Here is a 16,087-nt window from a genome sequence, read left to right on the forward strand (position 1 = left end):
CGCGGCGGTCAGTGCGGCCGGGAAGGCGAGCCGGGAGGCCAGCCAGCGGGCCGGGGAGACGCCCTGCGTCAAGGAGCTCACCGACCGCGCCGCCCGGCACCGTGAGGTGCGGCGGGCGCTCGGCGAGGCCGGCCTCGCCGACGTACGCGGCAAGCGCATCAGGAAGCTGTCCGGCGGGATGCGGCAGCGGGTGGCGCTGGCGGCCGCGCTCGTCGGCGACCCCGGGTTCGTCGTCCTCGACGAGCCGACCGTCGGACTGGACCCCGAACAGCGCATGCGGTTCCGTGAGTTGATCGCACGGGCCGGAGAGGACCGTACGGTGCTGCTGTCCACGCACCAGACCGAGGAGGTGGCGATGCTCTGCCACCGGGTGGTGGTGCTGGCCGACGGTGCCGTCCGCTTCGACGGCACCCCGGCCGAGCTGACCGCGCAGGCCGCCGGACGGGTGTGGAACAGCGCGGAGCGGGCCGCGGGCGCGAAGGCCGGATGGCGCACGGGGACGGGCACCTTCCGCAACGTGGGCGACCCGCCCGCCGGCGCCGACCTGCTCGAACCCACCCTGGAGGACGGCTACCTGCTCACCCTCGACGGAACGAGCGCGGCGGTGACGGCATGACCACGACGACCGAGCTGCCGACCCCGTCCCCGGCCGCGGTGACGGCCGGACCCCGCGCCTCCTGGTCGGCCGTGTTCGTCCTGGCCGGTTTCGAGACCCGCAGACTCCTGCTGCGGGTGCCCGTCCTGGTCGCGTTCGCGGTCTACCTCGCCTGGATCGTGTGGCGCGCCCTCGACGCGTACGACGGCTTCCCCGCGCTGCATGACGTCGACCGGGCCACCCAGAACGGGCCGCTGCTCGTCGGCCTCGCGGTGCTGCTGAGCGTGCACCAGGCCGTGTTGCGCTCACGCCGGCACGACACCGACCGGCACCTGTCCGTGCTGCTGGTCCAGCCGTGGCGCCGTACGGTCGCGCATCTGCTGTCCGTCGTGCCGGTGGCGCTGCTCGTCGCGCTGTGCGTGGGCGCCCAGTTCACCTGGGAGGCACTCAAGCCGGGCGCCGTCGGGCACGGCTCCCCGGGCGAACTCCTGGTCGGGCCGCTGTCGGTGCTGCTGCTCGGCGGGTTCGGCGTGCTGCTGGGGCGGCTGCTGCCCGTGCCCCTCGGTGCCCCGCTGCTGATCGTCTTCTTCCTCCTCTTCTTCTCGCTCGCGGCGGAGCCCGACAACGCGGGCTGGGCACGGTGGCTGGTGCCGTCGGTCGGCGAGAACAGCCTCGCCACGCTCCCCTCCGACCTGATCGGACGCCCCGCCGGCTGGCACGCCCTGTACCTCGCGGGCCTCGCCCTGAGCGTGGCGCTGGTGGCGGTGCCGGTCGCCGGGGGCGCCCGGCTGCGGACCGTCCAGGCGGGTGTCGCCTGTGCGGTGGCGCTGACCATGGTCGGTGCGGTGGGGCAGTCCCGGGGGGTGCCGGAGGAGCTGACCGAGGCGCGCGAGCAGGCCACGGTCGACCCGGAGAAGACGCAGAAGTGCGTCGAACGGGACGGCACCACGTACTGCGCCTTCCCCGAGTGGGGGCCGCGTACCGGTGACTGGGCGGGGATCGTGGAGGACGTGCGGTCCCGCACCGGAGGTGGCGCCGGGGACCGGCCGCTGACCGTACGGCAGCGGTTCGAGGCGCGTTACGGCCTGGACAGCGACGCCGCGCTCGCCCCGTCCCCCCGTCCGGGCGAGGTGACCGTCGGCACGTCCTGGGGCGGCAACCGCGTCCCGGAGTTCGCCGTCACCGTCGCCGGTGTGCTGGCCACGGGGGAGGAGAAGGCGCTGGGCGAGATGTGCGACGGCCGGATCGTCACCGTGATGTGGCTGGGCCTCGCCGGCCGGCCCGACCCGATGAGCGATCTGCGGCGCGTGCGTCTGGACGACGGCGACTCCGGCTCGGCGATCGTCGTCTCGCAGACGGAACCGCTGTCGATGACCACCGCCCACACGGAACTCGTGGTGGAACTGCTGCGGCTGCCCCGTGACGAGGCCGCCGCGAAGGTGAGGGCCGGCTGGGCCGAGCTGACCGCCCCGGACGTGACGGCGGAACAGGTCGCCCGGGTGCTCGGCCTGGACGCGCCGGAGGGCGAGGACGAGTGCGAGTGAGCGGGGAGTCGGTGAACCTCCGGCCGGCGGCCGGAGGTCCGGCCGCCGGCGGACCACCGGGACCGGTGCCGGTGCCGGAGAAGGTGTCGGAACTGCTGCGGCCGGTCGTACGGACCATGCCCTGGCGGATGATCGCGGCGGCCGCCGGCCTCGGCCTGCTCCTCGCCGCGTACCCGGGGCTGACGGAGGACGAGCCGGGCGGCCGGCCGGCGCTGATCGCGCTGCGGGCGTCCGCCGTGGCCTTCGCCCTGGGGGCGGCCTTCCTGCTGGACGACCCGGCCCGGCACACCACGGCCGCCGTTCCCACCCGGCGCGCCCTCCGTCACGGACTGCGTTTGGCCCTTCTCGTCCCGGTCGCCGCCCTGTGGTGGGCCGCGTCCCTGCTCGCCGTCCCGGAGCCGGCCCGCCCCCCCCGGCGGCCGCCATGACCGTCGAGGCGGCGACCGCCCTGGCCCTCGCCCTGACCGGGGCGGCGCTGGCGGTGCACCGCGGGGACAGTGCCCGGCCGGGGCAGGCGGTCGCCGGGTTCGTGCTGGGCTGCGCGATCCTGGCGCCGCTGCTGTGCCCCGACGACCGGGCCCTGTTCGTGGGCCCGGACGATCCGAGGTGGGCGGCGGCCCACGACCGCTGGACGGTGCTGCTGTGCGCCGTGCTGCTGACGGGGGCGGTGGCCGTCACGGAGCCGGTACGGCGCTCCGTGCGCCGCCGGCTCAGGTCTCCGTCCGGTACATCAGATCGGTCTCGTGGGTGACGAACCCCAGCCGCTCGTAGACGGAGACCGCCGCCTTGTTGTCGGCGTCGACGTAGAGCATGGCCGTCGGCAGTCCCCTGCCCGCCAGATACCGCAGCCCGATCGCGGTGAGGGACTTGCCGAGGCCGCCGCCCTGGGCGTCGGGGCTCACGCCGAGGACGTACACCTCGCCGAGCCCCTCCGCCTCGTGCGCCTTGGTCCAGTGGAAGCCGACGAGCCGGCCGCCCTCGTCCTCGGCGAGGAAGAACCCCTCGGGGTCGAACCACGGTTCGGCCTTGCGGTCGTCGAGGTCGCGCTGGGTGAGTGAGCCCTGCTCGGGGTGGTGGGCGAAGGCGGCGGCGTTCAGCGCGAGCCAGGCCGCGTCGTCCCGGCCCGGCACGAACGTACGGACGCGCACGCCCTCCGGCAGCACCGGCTCGAGCCCGCCGAGGCCGGCCAACGGGCGCCGCAGCTGCCGCAGTTCGCGGAACAGCGTGAGTCCGAGCACCTGCGCCAGATGCCGGGCGGCGGAGTGGCCGCCGTGCGCCCACACCCGCAGCCGCTTGCCGGAGGCGGCGAGCAGCGCGTTCCCGAGGGCCCGCCCGTGTCCGTGGCCACGGTGGGAGGGGTGGACGACCAGTTCGGCGGCCGGCGGTTCCACCGGATCGGTGTCCTCCAACTGGGCGTACCCGACGAGCTCACCGTCGACGGAGAGCAGCAGATGCGAGACCCCTTCCCGATCCCCGCCGCGCAGTTGCAGCCGCCCCTGTTCGGACACCGCCTGCGAGCCGTCGGCGCGGGCGGCCTCGGCGAGCAGGGCGAGCACCGCCTCGGTCCGCTCCGGGGGGAGCGCGGCGTAGGTCTGGAGGGAGCGGGGCCGGCCGGGCCGTGCGAAGTCGTCGCTGGTCATGCGTACGAGGGTAAGGGGACCGCGCGGAAGGGTGGCGCACAGCGGACGACAACGGTGTCGGTGAAAACACACCAGGATGTAACCCTGAATGACCTGTCGCACTACGCGCGTTGACTTTAGGCTGCGCCGGTACCCACTCGGACCCACAGGGGGGCGCATGCCAGCCACATCCCCGGCGCAGCACCAGAACCACCCGCGCCGCAGACGCCGTACGAACCGACTTCTCGCGACCGCCGCCGGTGTCCTCACCGTCGGCGCGCTGGCCGCCGCCGCCCTGCCCGGCTCGGCGACCGCGGGCGAGAACAGCGGGAGCAAGGGCGAGCCGCGCGGCCACCACCACGACCGGCCGGGCCGCTACCAGGACGTGCAACTGCTGTCCTTCAACGACCTGCACGGCAACCTGGAACCCCCGGCGGGCTCGTCCGGCCGGGTCACCGAACTCCAGCCGGACGGCACGACGAAGACCATCGACGCGGGCGGCGTCGAGTACCTGGCCACGCACCTGCGCGAGGCCCGCAAGGGCAACCGCTACTCCATCACCGCGGCCGGCGGCGACATGGTCGGCGCGTCCCCGCTGATCTCGGGCCTGTTCCACGACGAGCCCACCATCGAGGCGCTGAACAGGCTCGACCTGGACGTCACCTCGGTCGGCAACCACGAGTTCGACGAGGGCGCGCGCGAGCTGGGCCGCCTCCAGAACGGCGGCTGCCACCCGGTGGACGGCTGCTACACGGACAAGAGGTTCAAGGGCGCCGACTTCCCGTACCTGGCGGCGAACGTCCTGGACGAGAAGACCGACAAGCCCCTCCTCAAGCCGTACTGGGTGTGGAAGCAGAGGGACGTCAAGGTCGGCTTCATCGGCGTGACCCTCGAGGGCACCCCGGACATCGTCTCCGCCGAGGGCGTGAAGGGCCTGTCCTTCGAGGACGAGGCCGAGACGATCAACAAGTACGCCAGGGAACTGCGCCGCAAGGGCGTGAAGTCCATCGTGGCGCTCATCCACGAGGGCGGCTTCCCGGCGTCGTCCTCCTACAACTACGACTGCGACTCCCCGGGCGCCGGCGACGGCATCTCGGGCCCGATCGCGGACATCGCCAAGAGCGTCACGCCGGACGTGGACGCGCTGGTCACCGGCCACACCCACGCGGCCTACGCCTGCACCATCCCGGACCCGTCGGGCAAGCCGCGCACGGTCACCTCGGCCGCCTCCTTCGGCCGCCTCTACACGGACACCACGCTGACGTACGACCGCCGGACGGGTGACATCGCCCGTACGGCCGTGAAGTCGGCGAACCACGTCGTCACCCGGGACGTCCCCAAGGCGCCCGACATGACCCGCCTGATCGACCGGTGGAACACGCTCGCCGCCCCGATCGGCAACCGCCCGATCGGCTACATCTCCGGCGACATCGTGCGCGACGGCACGGAATCCCCGCTCGGTGACCTGATCGCCGACGCGCAACTGGCGTACGGCAGGGCGCTGGACGCGGAGACCGACCTGGCCCTGATGAACCCGGGCGGCATCCGCGCCTCCCTCACCCACGCGGCCGGTGGCGGCGAGGGCGACGGCGTGGTGACCTACGCCGAGGGCTTCACGGTCCAGCCGTTCGCCAACACGGTCAACCTCCAGGACTTCACCGGCGCGCAGCTGATCCAGGCGCTGAAGGAGCAGGTCAGCGGCCCGAACGAGGCGGCGCCCAAGATCCTTCAGATCTCGTCCGGGCTGACCTACACCCTGGACCTGACGAAGACGGGCGCGGACCGCGTGGTCACGGACTCCATCAGGCTCGACGGCTCCGCGATCGACCCGGCCGCCACCTACCGCGTCGCGACGAACAGCTTCCTCGCGGGCGGCGGCGACGGCTTCCCGACCCTCGGCCAGGGCACGAGCGACCTGGTCGGCGAGGACGACCTGACGGCCCTGGAGCAGTACCTGACGGCCAACTCCTCGGCCACCACCCCGCTCGCCCCGCCGGCGGCGGACCGCATCACCATCGTGCAGTAGCAGTCACGGCCGGGGCCGGTACGAGGACGCGGAACACACCTCGTACCGGCCCCGCGGCGTGCTCGTCGCGGCATACGGGGCGCCCGCCCCGCGTTGTCCACCGGCAAGGCCACCGCGACACGAGCCGGGGAGGGCCCCGCCATGAGCCGACCGACGACATCGATCCCGCTGCCGGGCGACACGAAGGTCCTGTACATCGGACTGCGTCCGAGCACGCTCGACTACGGCCGCATGCCCGAAGGACTGGACGAGGCGGTGCTCACCGCCCGGCTCGAGGCGGGGAACGCGGCGCTGCGCGAAGCGGGGTTCGACGTGATCCGGTGCCCCGTCGAACCGTCCCCGGACCAGGCCGAGGAGACCGTCCGGGAGCACCTCCGGGAGCACCGGTTCGGCCTCGCGGTGATCGGCGGTGGCGTACGCCTCTTCCCGGAGCACACACCGCTGTTCGAGCGGCTGGTCAACGTCCTCACCGAGGCGGTGCCCGGAATCCGGCTCGGCTTCAACACGGACCCCGGGAACACGGTCGACGTGCTGAGGCGGTGGACCGGCAAGCCGTAGGCGCCCCGAGGAATCCTGCGGCTGCCGGCTGCCCTATCCGGCCCACACCACCGCCTGCGCGACGATCACCCGCTCCCCGTCGAAGGTGACGGCGGGCCCGGCATGGAGCCGGTACCCCGTCTCCAGCGCCTCGCTGACCCGCCGGCAGAACGCGGCGTCATCGGGTCCGGTCAGTACGCGGTACTCGGGCAGCCCGTCCGGTGGTGTCGACATGCCCCCCACGGTGCCACACCCGTCACCCGAGCGGGTGATGACCGCCGGCCGCCCAGTACCGGACCCAGCCGGCGAACCCCGGTCCGCCGCCGGCTGGGTCCGGACTCTGCTCCGAAGGGGACCGCACCGACGTCGCCGGTCAGCCACACGTGACCGCGTCGAGGGCCGCTCACGACGAGATGCCAGTTCATCGCACACCCGTCGGTGCCCAGCACGATCGATCCGTCGTTGTAGACCCGCTCGACGCGTTCGTCCTCGTCCTCGCTCTCGCCGTCCTCGCCCCCGTGGTCCTCGCTCCCGTCGTCGATGCGGTCGGGGGCGTCCTCGTCCTCCTCCCACAGCCAGGCCCCCGTCAACGGGAACGGCCTGCTCAGATCGCGGTCCTCCGCGTCACCGTCCCAGTCGTCCGGCAGCCGGCCCGGAGGCAGCAGCCCGTAGTGCGGCGGCCCGGAGGCGGAGCCGTTCGCGACCTCCGCGACGAAGGTGCGGTACGGCTCGGGCAGTACGACCCCGTGCTCGGCCTCGAAGGCGCGCACGGCGTCCCACCCCAGCGCGGGCGCCGGCCCGCCCGTGCCCTCGAACGCGTCCCGTATCGCGGCCAGTTCCGCCGGATCGGCGTGATCGGTGTTCATGCGGTATCCCTGCCACCGCCCACTGACGGCCCGCCCCGGAGCGGTGTCACCCGGCGGGGGCGTGTGCGAGGGCGCTCGGTGTCGTGCGGCCGACGATCGCCGGGGCCTCCCGCACGAGCGTGTCGTCGGTGAGGGCCTCCACCATGAACAGCGCGAAGTCCGTGCGGCGGGTCCGGTCGCTGGCCAGCACCGGGTCGCCCACGTGCCGGCTCCACACGGGCAGCCCCTGGCTCTCGCCCTCCTCAAGGCTGCTGCCGCGCACCACGGTCCACCGGGTGTCGCTCGCGAACACCCGCCGGCACGCCTCCACCTGGTCGTCGATCTCGACGGCGCGGAAGAGCCGGCCGAGGACGGACGCCACCCGCACGCCCAGCATGAACATCCGCGAGTACCTGTCCCTGCCGTCGCGGGTGATGTGCCAGCCGCAGGAGAAGACCAGACGGGCGCCCGGCCGCGCGTGGTCGAGGACCGCCTGCGCCGTGCCCGACGCGTACTGCCGTATGCCCCAGGGCACCAGCACCGTCAGCACCCCGTCGCACCCGGCGACCGCCCGCCGGATCACGTCCGGGTCGTTCGTGGGCCCGGGGACCACGGTCATCCGGCCCTCGAGGTCCGCCAGCTTCGGCACGCTGCGCTCCCTGCACACGCCGACCACCTCGTAACCGCGTTCGAGCGCGTGCCGGACCATGTACTGCCCGAGCTTCCCCGAAGCCCCGATGACGCAGACCTTCTTCACCTGATCCATGCCCATACCGGCCCCTCCTCCGCATCATGCACCTTATGCTGTAAGGCAAGGTAGCCTTATCCCGTAAGGTGGTCAATGAGCCGAGGAGGAGAGGGCGGATGCCCGAGGGAGGCAAGGGCCGGCGCAGGGCTCAGGCGCGGACCCCGCTCAGCCGCGAGCGCGTGATCCGCACGGCGATGGCGGTGGCGGACGAGAAGGGGTCGGCCGCGCTCACCATGCGGGCCATCGCCGAGCCGCTCGGGGTGGAGGCGATGTCGCTCTACCACCACGTGGCGGGCCGGGACGACATCCTCGACGGCATGGTGGACGCGGTGTTCGGCGAGATCGACCTGCCGCCGCGCGACACGGACTGGAAGAGCGCGATGCGCCACCGCGCGGACTCCGCCCGTGCCGTCCTGCGGAGCCACCCGTGGGCCATCGGCCTCATGGACTCCCGCTCGAAGCCGGGACCCGCGACCCTGCGCCACCACGACGCGGTCATCGGGTCGCTGCGGGCGGCGGGCTTCTCCGTTCCGATGACCGGACACGCCATCTCGCTGATCGACAGCTACCTGTACGGCTTCGTGCTCCAGGAACTCAGCCTGCCGTTCCAGGACGCGGCGGAGGTGGAGGAGATCGCCGGCGCCATCGTGCGCGAGATGCCCGCGGACGCCTACCCCCACCTCACCGAACTCGCCACCGAGCGCGTCCTGCGGCCCGGCTACGACTACGCCGACGAGTTCGCCTTCGGCCTCACCCTCATCCTCGGCGCCCTCCGCCCGGACGAACCCCCGCCCGCCTGAACGACCGCCGGGGAGCCGTGTCCCGGAGGACGGCGCGGACACCGCCGTCCCCGGCGGCATCGGTGGCGGGGGAGGGGCGGCGCCCGGCTACGGCATGTCCGGTGGCGGGGTCGGGGCGCCCGGGAGGCGGATGGTGGCGGTCATGCCGGTGCCGTCGGCCGGGGTCAGGGTCACCTCGCCGCCCGCCTGGTGGACCGTGCGGGCCACGATGGACAGGCCGAGGCCGGAGCCGGGGAGGGCGCGGGCGCCCGGGGAGCGCCAGAAGCGGTCGAAGACGTGGGGGAGTTCCTCGGCGGGGACGCCGGGGCCGTGGTCGCGGACGGTGAGGACGCCACCGGTGAGGCGGACCTCGACCGTGCCGCCCGGCGGGCTGAACTTCACCGCGTTGTCCAGCACGTTGACCACCGCCCGTTCCAGGGCTGCGGGTTCCGCCCGTACGTACCAGGGGTGGATGTCCGCCGTGACGGTCACCTCCGGGCCGCGCAGACGGGCGCGGCGCAGGGCCGATTCGACGGCGTCCTGCCAGGCGACGATCTGCGTGCGGCCCGCGTGCGGATCGGTGTCCGGGCGGGACAGTTCCTGCAGGTCACCGATGAGGGCTGCCAGTTCGGTCATCTGTGCCTTGACCGAGGCCAGCAGGGCCGTGCGGTCCTCGGCGGGCAGGGGGCGGCCCGTCTCCTCGCTGCGGGTGAGGAGTTCGATGTTGGTGCGCAGGGAGGTGAGGGGGGTGCGCAGTTCATGGCCGGCGTCCGCGATGAGCTGCTGCTGCAGATCGCGGGAGCTGGCGAGCGCGGACGTCATGGAGTTGAAGGAGTGGGAGAGCCGGGCGATCTCGTCCTCGGAGTCGTCCTCCACGGGGATGCGGATGCCCAGATCCTCGGTGCGCGCCACGTGCTCGACGGCCTCGGTGAGCCTGTCGACCGGGCGCAGCCCGGCGCGGGCGACGGCGAGACCCGCGGCGGCGGAGCCGACGACCCCGACACCCGACACGAGCAGCAGGAGCAGGGCCAGTTCGTTGAGTGTGGACCGGGTGTTGCCGAGCGGCACGGCGACCACGAAGGCCTGGTCCTGGACCACCGCCCGGCTCAGCGGGCCGGTCTCGATGACGACGGCCGTCGTCAGTACCCGCACCCGCTCGCCGTCGCTGTCGGTGCCGTTGCGGAAGACTCCCTCCTCGGGGTCCGGGTGCGCGGCCACCTCCTCGTCGCCGTCCGTGACGTCGATCGCGGCCGCGGAGTAGGGAAGCACGCAGACACGGCCGTCCGCGCCGACCAGCTGGGCGTACTGCTTGCTGCGCGGGGTGATGGTGCCCGTGTCGGACGGCTCCGGGACGCAGGTGTCGGTGAGCTGCCCGAACTCCTCCCGCTGGAGGGTGATCACCGACGACCGCAGATCGTCGTCGATCTCGTCGTACAGCTTTCCCTGCACGATGAACCAGCAGGTCACGGAGACCGCCGCCACCGCGAACGCCACCGCCGCCGCCACCAGCAGGGACAGCCGCGCCCGGATCGGAAGCGAGCGGAAACGGCGTACCGGCCCGGCCGCCCTGCGCCGCTCGGCCGTTCCGCCCGGCCCGGTCACTCCGCGCCGCCCTGCCGCAACGCGTACCCCACCCCCCGCACCGTGTGCACCAGACGCGGTTCGCCGCCCGCCTCGGTCTTGCGGCGCAGGTACATGACGTACACGTCGAGCGAGTTGGAGGACGGCTCGAAGTCGAAGCCCCACACCGCCTTCAGGATCTGCTCACGCGTGAGCACCTGACGCGGGTGGGCCATGAACATCTCCAGGAGGGTGAACTCCGTGCGGGTCAGCTCCACGGGCCGGTCGCCGCGCGTGACCTCCCGGGTGGCCAGGTTCATCCGCAGGTCGGCGAAGCCGAGCACGTCGTCCGACTCGGCGGAGGCGGCCACCGCCGCCGCGTACGAGCTGCGGCGCAGCAGCGCGCGGATACGGGCGAACAGCTCGTCCAGCTCGAAGGGCTTGACCAGGTAGTCGTCGGCCCCCGCGTCCAGACCCGTCACCCGGTCGCCGACGGTGTCGCGGGCCGTCAGCATCAGGATGGGGGTGGTGTCGCCGGTGGCGCGGATGCGGCGGGCGGCGGTGAGGCCGTCCATGCGGGGCATCTGGATGTCGAGGACCAGCAGGTCCGGCCGGTACGCGGCCGTCTTCTCCAGGGCGTCCGCACCGTCGACGGCGACCTCGGTGCCGTACCCCTCGAAGGCCAGGCTGCGCTGGAGCGCTTCGCGCACCGCCGGTTCGTCGTCGACGATCAGGATGCGCTGGGGGGCTCGGTCGCCTTCTGCGGGGGCGGGGCTCATCGTGTGTCGGCTTCCTCTGTCTGCAAGGGCGGTGCGTCGGGGAGGGGGAGGGAGGGCCGGTGCGCTGCCCGGTCTCCCGGGTCCTCAGCGTCGCACGTTTGCCGGGCCGCGCGTCAGTCCGTCGCACCGGAGCGCAGGGCCGGCAGGTCGGCCTTGACCGTGTCGACCGGGATGGCGAAGCCCAGGCCCACGCTGCCCGCCGCGGAGGAGTCGGCGCCGCTCGGTGCGTACATCGCCGAGTTGATGCCGATGACGGCGCCGTTCATGTCGATCAGCGCGCCACCGGAGTTGCCGGGGTTCAGGGAGGCGTCGGTCTGGAGCGCCTTGTACGTGGTGGTCGAGCCGCCCGTGTCGCCGTTGAACTGCCGGCCGTCGTACTCGAACGGCCAGCCGCCGCCCTGCTGCCCCCGCCGCTGTCCCTGGCTCTCGTCCGTGGAGACGGTCACGTCCCGGTCGAGCGCCGAGACGATGCCGCTGGTCACGGTGCCGGTCAGGCCCTCGGGGGAGCCGATCGCCACGACCTGGTCGCCCACCTGCACGCCGTCGGAATCGCCGAGCGTGGCCGCCGTCAGGCCGGAGGCGTCCGCCAGCTTGATCAGCGCCAGGTCCTTGCCGCTGTCGGTGCCGACGACCTTCGCGGTGTACGCCGTGCCGTCGTCGGTGCGCACCTTGACCGAGGAGGCCCCGGCGACGACGTGGCTGTTGGTGATGATCTCGCCGTCGCCGGTGATGATCACTCCGGAACCCGTGGACGAGCCGGCGTCGGTGGTCGCGCTGATCTCGACGATGCTCGGGCTGACCGCCTTGGCGACGCCGGACACCGTGCCCTTCTGGCTCGACGGCACGACGTTGGTGGCGGCCGGGCTCGAGGAGGCGGCCGTACCGTTGCCGGTCAGCTCCTGGACGCCGTAGGCGGTGCCGCCGCCGACGGCCGCCGCGACGATGGCCACGGCGGCGAGCAGGGTGGCGGGGCCACGGGTGCGCTTCCGCTTCGGGGCCTGGTGCGAGGTCTGCGCGGGCGCGTCCGGCGCTGCCGCCGCGTCCGGTGCGTACGCCGGCGGGGGCGGCCATTCCGGGTTCACCTGGTGCGGGCTGTTCTCGTACTCGCCGCTCGGGCGGGGGCTCTCGGTCATGCTCATGAGCCTCGCGCCCGACGATGAGAGCACCCTGAGTGCTGGCTGAGAAGCCCGACAGAACCGTGTATGCCCGATATAAAGGTCTGTCGCGCGGCGCCGGAGCGGGTCGGGGTTCTCGGCGCGGTGTACCGGACCGGGAGCGCCCGCGGAGCGGTGCCCGGTGTGCGTACGGGGTCCGGTTACGCGCAGCCGCAGGACTGGCGGGTCACCAGGCGGGACGGGAACACCTTCAGGCGTTCGCGGCGCGAGCCCGCCACCCGGACCCCGTCGTCGAGGACGAGGTCGACCGCCGAGCGGGCCATCGCCGGGCGGTCGGAGGCGACGGTGGTCAGGGGCGGGTCGGCGAGGGCCGCCTCCTTGATGTCGTCGAACCCGGCGACCGCCAGCTCCCCCGGCACGTCGATGCGCAGCTCACGCGCGGCGCGCAGGATGCCGATCGCCTGGTCGTCGGTGGAGCAGAAGACGGCCGGCGGGCGGTCCGGGCCGGAGAGGATGTCCAGGCCGATGCGGTAGGCGTCGTAGCGGTTGTACGGGGCCTCGAAGAGGCGGCCCTCGGTCGGCAGGCCGGCCTCCTCCATCGCGCGCCGCCAGCCCTCGACGTGGTCCGAGACGGGGTCGCCGACGGCGGGGGTGTCCGCCGTGCCGCCGACGCAGGCGACGTACGCGTTCCCGTGCTCCAGCAGGTGGCGTACGGCGAGCTGGGCGCCGCCGAGGTCGTCCGTGACGACCGCCACGTCGTCGATCGCCTCCGGGCGCTCGTGCAGCAGGACGACCCGTGCGTCCCACGCGTCGATCTCCGCGGCGGCCAGGTCGTTCAGCGCGTGGCTGACCAGGATCAGCCCGGAGACGCGCATCCCGAGGAAGGCGCGCAGGTAGTGGACCTCGCGCTCACCGATGTAGTCGGAGTTTCCGACGAGCACCATTTTCCCGCGCTCGGACGCGGCCTGTTCGACCGCGTGCGCCATCTCCCCGAAGAAGGGCTGGCGCGCGTCCGGCACGATCAGACCTATGAGGTCCGTGCGCCGGGACGCCATCGCCTGGGCGACACGGTCGGGCCGGTACCCCAGCTCCTTGATCGCGGCGAGAACGCGCTCGCGCGTGGCCGGGGCGACCGGCCGGGGTCCGTTGTTGATGACATAGCTGACGACGGCGGTGGACGTACCCGCCAGTCGCGCCACATCATCCCTGGTTACCTTGGCCACGCGCGGAGTCTACGCGGATATATTCGGAACGGGCAGGGAGTGAAGAGGGTTCCGAACAGCACCGAAACGGCTCGTATGTGCGAACGCAACGCTCATGCGTGCGGCTGTCACGTCCGTGACGGTGCCTCGGCAGCGGCCTCCGCGGGTGCCTCGTCCGTATCCGACGGCTTTTGCCGGTCGTCCTTCGTCTTCGCCTCGTCGGCCGCGCGCTCCACCTTTTCCGGCGTAACGAATCGATAACCGACGTTCCTGACGGTGCCGATCAGCGACTCGTGCTCGGGGCCGAGTTTGGCGCGCAGGCGTCGTACGTGCACGTCGACCGTGCGGGTGCCGCCGAAGTAGTCGTAGCCCCAGACCTCCTGGAGCAGCTGGGCGCGGGTGAAGACCCGGCCGGGGTGCTGCGCGAGATATTTGAGGAGTTCGAATTCCTTGAAGGTCAGGTCGAGGATCCGGCCCTTGAGTTTCGCGGAGTAGGTCGCCTCGTCGACGGACAGGTCGCCGTTGCGGATCTCCATCGGGGAGTCGTCGCTGACGATCTGCTGGCGGCCCATGGCCAGACGCAGACGGGCCTCGACCTCGGCCGGCCCCGCGGTGTCCAGCAGGACGTCGTCGATGCCCCAGTCCGCGGTGACGGCCGCGAGACCGCCCTCCGTGACCACCAGGACGAGCGGGCAGCCGGGGCCGGTGGAGCGCAGCAGCTGGCAGAGGCTGCGCACCTGCGGGAGGTCGCGGCGGCCGTCGACGAGGATGACGTCGGCGCCGGGGGTGTCCACCAGGGCCGGGCCCTCCGCGGGTGCGACGCGCACGTTGTGCAGGAGCAGGCCGAGAGCGGGAAGCACCTCCGTCGACGGCTGGAGTGCGTTGGTCAGGAGCAGCAGCGAACTCATCGAGTCTCCTCACCTGCCGGGATCCGGGTTGCTCGGGTCGGGTCCGTTCTGTGGTCGTGCACGGTTCGCTCGCCCATAACGTCTGGTTCCTCCTCGGTCCCTGCGAGGACGTTTACGGCATTGCTGCGTGCGTCCGACGGCCCCGTACACCTGCGGTTTCCCGCGTTCGTATACAACGCTCCCGAAAGCACAAAAGGACCCGGGGGCTTCGCTGCCCGAGTCCTCTTCGCAGCAGAATAGCCGACATGAGCACCGGTTCGGCAGGTCATGTGGCGCGATCCACGCATCGGCTCCCCGATCGACCCACCGATCAGCCCCCCGATCGACCCACCGATCGACCCACCGATCGGTCCTCCGGTCGACGCACCTTCCGCTCCGTCATCGGTCCGTATTCCGGGACGCGTGAGGTGACGCGCGGCGGTGGTCCTTTGCGGAAGTTCCTGCGCACCGAGGACGGTGTGGCGATCGATGCCGTATACGAACCGGGCGTCGATCCTTCCTCCTCTTCCCCTTCCGATTTCCCTTCAGCTTCCGCTTCCGGTTCCGCTTACGGCTCGGCTTCCGGTTCCGGACTTGTCTTCGTGATCGCGCACGGGTTCACCGGGGAGGCGGACCGGCCGCATGTGCGTCGGGTGGCGCGGGCTTTCGCGCGGTACGGGGGTGTCGTGACGTTCTCCTTCCGGGGGCACGGGGTGTCGGGCGGGCGGTCGACCGTGGGGGACCGGGAGGTCCTCGACCTCGCGGCGGTCGTTCAGTGGGCGCGTGCGCTGGGGTACGAGCGGGTGGCCACCGTCGGGTTCTCCATGGGGGGCTCCGTGGTGCTGCGGCACGCCGCGGCCGGCCGGGAGGCGGGGGTGGACGCGGTGGTGTCGGTGAGTGCGCCCGCGCGGTGGTTCTACCGGGGCACCGCTCCCATGCGGCGGCTGCACTGGCTCGTCACCCGGCCGTCCGGGCGGCTGGTGGGCCGGTACGGGCTGCGGACGCGGATCCATCACCGGCGGTGGGACCCCGTACCGCTGTCGCCGGTCGAGGCGGTGCCGCGGATCGCGCCCACCCCGCTGCTGATCGTGCACGGGGACCGGGACGGGTACTTTCCGCTCGACCACCCGCGGATGCTGGCGGCTGCCGCCGGGGAGCACGGGGAGCTGTGGGTCGAGGCCGGCATGGGCCACGCGGAGAACGCGGCGCCGGAGCCGCTGCTCGGGCGGATCGGGGACTGGGTGGTCGCCCGGGCGGGCTAGCCTGACGGTGTTCACCGTCAACCGACTTCCCGATTGAGGAACGAGCAGATGGCAAAGGTCACGGTCCGGTACTGGGCCGCCGCCAAGGCCGCGGCCGGGGTGGCCGAGGAGGCGTACGAGGCGGAGACGCTGGCCGGCGCGCTCGACGCCGCGCGTGAGCGGCACTCCGCCGAACTGACGCGCGTCCTGCTGCGGTGCTCGTTCCTTGTCGACGGTGATCCCGTGGGCAAGCGCGCGCACGACGCGGTACGGCTGGCCGACGGCGGCACGGTCGAGGTGCTTCCGCCGTTCGCAGGAGGGCGTCGATGACGAACCAGCCGTACGGGTCCTACGAGCCGCACCCCTCGCACGAGCCGCAGCATCAGCCCTATGAGCCGCAGCAGTCGTACGACCCGTCTCAGCAACAGTCACAGCCTTATCAGCCGCAGCCGCAGCCTTATCAGCAGCAGCCGCCTCTTCAGCAGCAGCCGCAGGCGTGGCCCGGGCAGCAGCAGGAGTACGGCGATCCGTACGCCGATCAGCAGCACACCCAGCAGTGGCAGGGTCAGACCTGGGAGACGCAGATGCAGCCGCCGGTGCCGGCACCCGC

The 16,087-nt window shown here is 72.7% G+C and carries 18 protein-coding genes and 1 pseudogene; 9 read left to right on the plus strand and 10 right to left on the minus strand.

Annotated features, from left to right (window positions below):
* From B9S61_RS12355 to B9S61_RS43280, 4 genes are all read left to right on the plus strand, one after another.
* On the plus strand, positions 1–616 hold a 616-nt coding region (locus B9S61_RS12355; protein ID WP_146064809.1), incomplete at its 5' end, for an ATP-binding cassette domain-containing protein.
* The gene (locus B9S61_RS12360; RefSeq protein WP_103542291.1) at positions 613–2,139 is read left to right on the plus strand and encodes an ABC transporter permease; all 1,527 of its coding nucleotides are present in this window, start codon (positions 613–615) and stop codon (positions 2,137–2,139) included. The genes B9S61_RS12355 and B9S61_RS12360, both read left to right, overlap by 4 nt.
* 71 nt (positions 2,140–2,210) lie before the next feature.
* Positions 2,211–2,567, plus strand: coding sequence for a hypothetical protein (locus B9S61_RS43275; protein WP_308457762.1), 357 nt, complete (start codon positions 2,211–2,213; stop codon positions 2,565–2,567).
* Positions 2,564–2,890, plus strand: a complete 327-nt coding sequence (locus tag B9S61_RS43280; RefSeq protein WP_308457763.1) for a hypothetical protein — start codon at positions 2,564–2,566, stop codon at positions 2,888–2,890. The genes B9S61_RS43275 and B9S61_RS43280 overlap by 4 nt, the downstream gene beginning before the upstream one ends.
* Here the strand turns inward: B9S61_RS43280 and mshD are convergent.
* Positions 2,850–3,779: a mycothiol synthase gene (gene mshD, locus B9S61_RS12370; RefSeq protein WP_103542292.1), complete on the minus strand. Its 930-nt coding sequence runs from the start codon at positions 3,777–3,779 to the stop codon at positions 2,850–2,852. The two genes, B9S61_RS43280 and mshD, sit on opposite strands and share 41 nt — an antisense overlap.
* A gap of 157 nt (positions 3,780–3,936) precedes the next feature.
* Here mshD and B9S61_RS12375 point away from each other — a divergent pair, with 157 nt between their 5' ends.
* Positions 3,937–5,784 (plus strand): bifunctional UDP-sugar hydrolase/5'-nucleotidase, encoded by a 1,848-nt coding sequence (locus tag B9S61_RS12375; RefSeq protein ID WP_103542293.1) that lies wholly within the window; start codon positions 3,937–3,939, stop codon positions 5,782–5,784.
* A gap of 141 nt (positions 5,785–5,925) precedes the next feature.
* Positions 5,926–6,342, plus strand: a complete 417-nt coding sequence (locus B9S61_RS12380; protein ID WP_103542294.1) for a hypothetical protein — start codon at positions 5,926–5,928, stop codon at positions 6,340–6,342.
* Positions 6,343–6,375: 33 nt separating this feature from the next.
* Here the strand turns inward: B9S61_RS12380 and B9S61_RS12385 are convergent, their stop codons facing one another.
* The 3 genes and pseudogenes from B9S61_RS12385 to B9S61_RS12395 all read right to left on the minus strand — a co-directional run bounded on the left by B9S61_RS12385 (position 6,376) and on the right by B9S61_RS12395 (position 7,938).
* A complete protein-coding gene (locus B9S61_RS12385; protein ID WP_103542295.1) occupies positions 6,376–6,555 on the minus strand; it encodes a DUF1737 domain-containing protein in 180 nt (59 codons plus the stop codon).
* A gap of 22 nt (positions 6,556–6,577) precedes the next feature.
* Positions 6,578–7,187: pseudogene (locus tag B9S61_RS12390) on the minus strand (SMI1/KNR4 family protein).
* A gap of 46 nt (positions 7,188–7,233) precedes the next feature.
* A complete protein-coding gene (locus B9S61_RS12395; protein WP_103542296.1) occupies positions 7,234–7,938 on the minus strand; it encodes an NAD(P)-dependent oxidoreductase in 705 nt (234 codons plus the stop codon).
* A gap of 92 nt (positions 7,939–8,030) precedes the next feature.
* Between B9S61_RS12395 and B9S61_RS12400 the strand changes: the two genes are divergently transcribed.
* Complete coding sequence (locus tag B9S61_RS12400) at positions 8,031–8,714, plus strand: TetR/AcrR family transcriptional regulator (RefSeq protein ID WP_181007344.1); 684 nt, start codon at positions 8,031–8,033, stop codon at positions 8,712–8,714.
* Between the two features lie 87 nt (positions 8,715–8,801).
* On the opposite strand, the gene B9S61_RS12405 is transcribed toward B9S61_RS12400, so the two are convergent.
* The 5 genes from B9S61_RS12405 to B9S61_RS12425 all read right to left on the minus strand — a co-directional run bounded on the left by B9S61_RS12405 (position 8,802) and on the right by B9S61_RS12425 (position 14,257).
* A complete protein-coding gene (locus B9S61_RS12405; protein ID WP_103542297.1) occupies positions 8,802–10,295 on the minus strand; it encodes a cell wall metabolism sensor histidine kinase WalK in 1,494 nt (497 codons plus the stop codon).
* The gene (locus B9S61_RS12410; RefSeq protein ID WP_103542298.1) at positions 10,292–11,032 is read right to left on the minus strand and encodes a response regulator transcription factor; all 741 of its coding nucleotides are present in this window, start codon (positions 11,030–11,032) and stop codon (positions 10,292–10,294) included. Before B9S61_RS12410 ends, B9S61_RS12405 begins: the two co-directional genes overlap by 4 nt.
* 113 nt (positions 11,033–11,145) lie before the next feature.
* Entirely contained in the window at positions 11,146–12,171 is a 1,026-nt protein-coding gene (locus tag B9S61_RS12415; protein ID WP_103542299.1) for a S1C family serine protease, read from the minus strand.
* A gap of 176 nt (positions 12,172–12,347) precedes the next feature.
* On the minus strand, positions 12,348–13,370 hold the full coding sequence (locus tag B9S61_RS12420; RefSeq protein WP_103542300.1) for a LacI family DNA-binding transcriptional regulator: 1,023 nt from the start codon (positions 13,368–13,370) through the stop codon (positions 12,348–12,350).
* A gap of 107 nt (positions 13,371–13,477) precedes the next feature.
* On the minus strand, positions 13,478–14,257 hold the full coding sequence (locus B9S61_RS12425; RefSeq protein WP_103542301.1) for a response regulator transcription factor: 780 nt from the start codon (positions 14,255–14,257) through the stop codon (positions 13,478–13,480).
* A gap of 245 nt (positions 14,258–14,502) precedes the next feature.
* Here B9S61_RS12425 and B9S61_RS12430 point away from each other — a divergent pair, with 245 nt between their 5' ends.
* Both B9S61_RS12430 and B9S61_RS12435 read left to right on the plus strand, forming a co-directional pair.
* On the plus strand, positions 14,503–15,498 hold the full coding sequence (locus B9S61_RS12430) for an alpha/beta hydrolase (RefSeq protein ID WP_374936203.1): 996 nt from the start codon (positions 14,503–14,505) through the stop codon (positions 15,496–15,498).
* 48 nt (positions 15,499–15,546) lie between these two features.
* Positions 15,547–15,807, plus strand: coding sequence for a MoaD/ThiS family protein (locus tag B9S61_RS12435; protein ID WP_103542302.1), 261 nt, complete (start codon positions 15,547–15,549; stop codon positions 15,805–15,807).
* A 98-nt stretch (positions 15,808–15,905) separates the two neighbouring features.
* Here the strand turns inward: B9S61_RS12435 and B9S61_RS43285 are convergent.
* Positions 15,906–16,087 (minus strand): hypothetical protein (locus tag B9S61_RS43285; protein ID WP_181007346.1); only part of this gene is annotated, 182 nt, incomplete at its 5' end.

Origin of the sequence: Streptomyces sp. SM1, assembly GCF_002910825.1 — a bacterium.
In the GTDB taxonomy this organism is placed as follows: domain Bacteria; phylum Actinomycetota; class Actinomycetes; order Streptomycetales; family Streptomycetaceae; genus Streptomyces; species Streptomyces okerensis.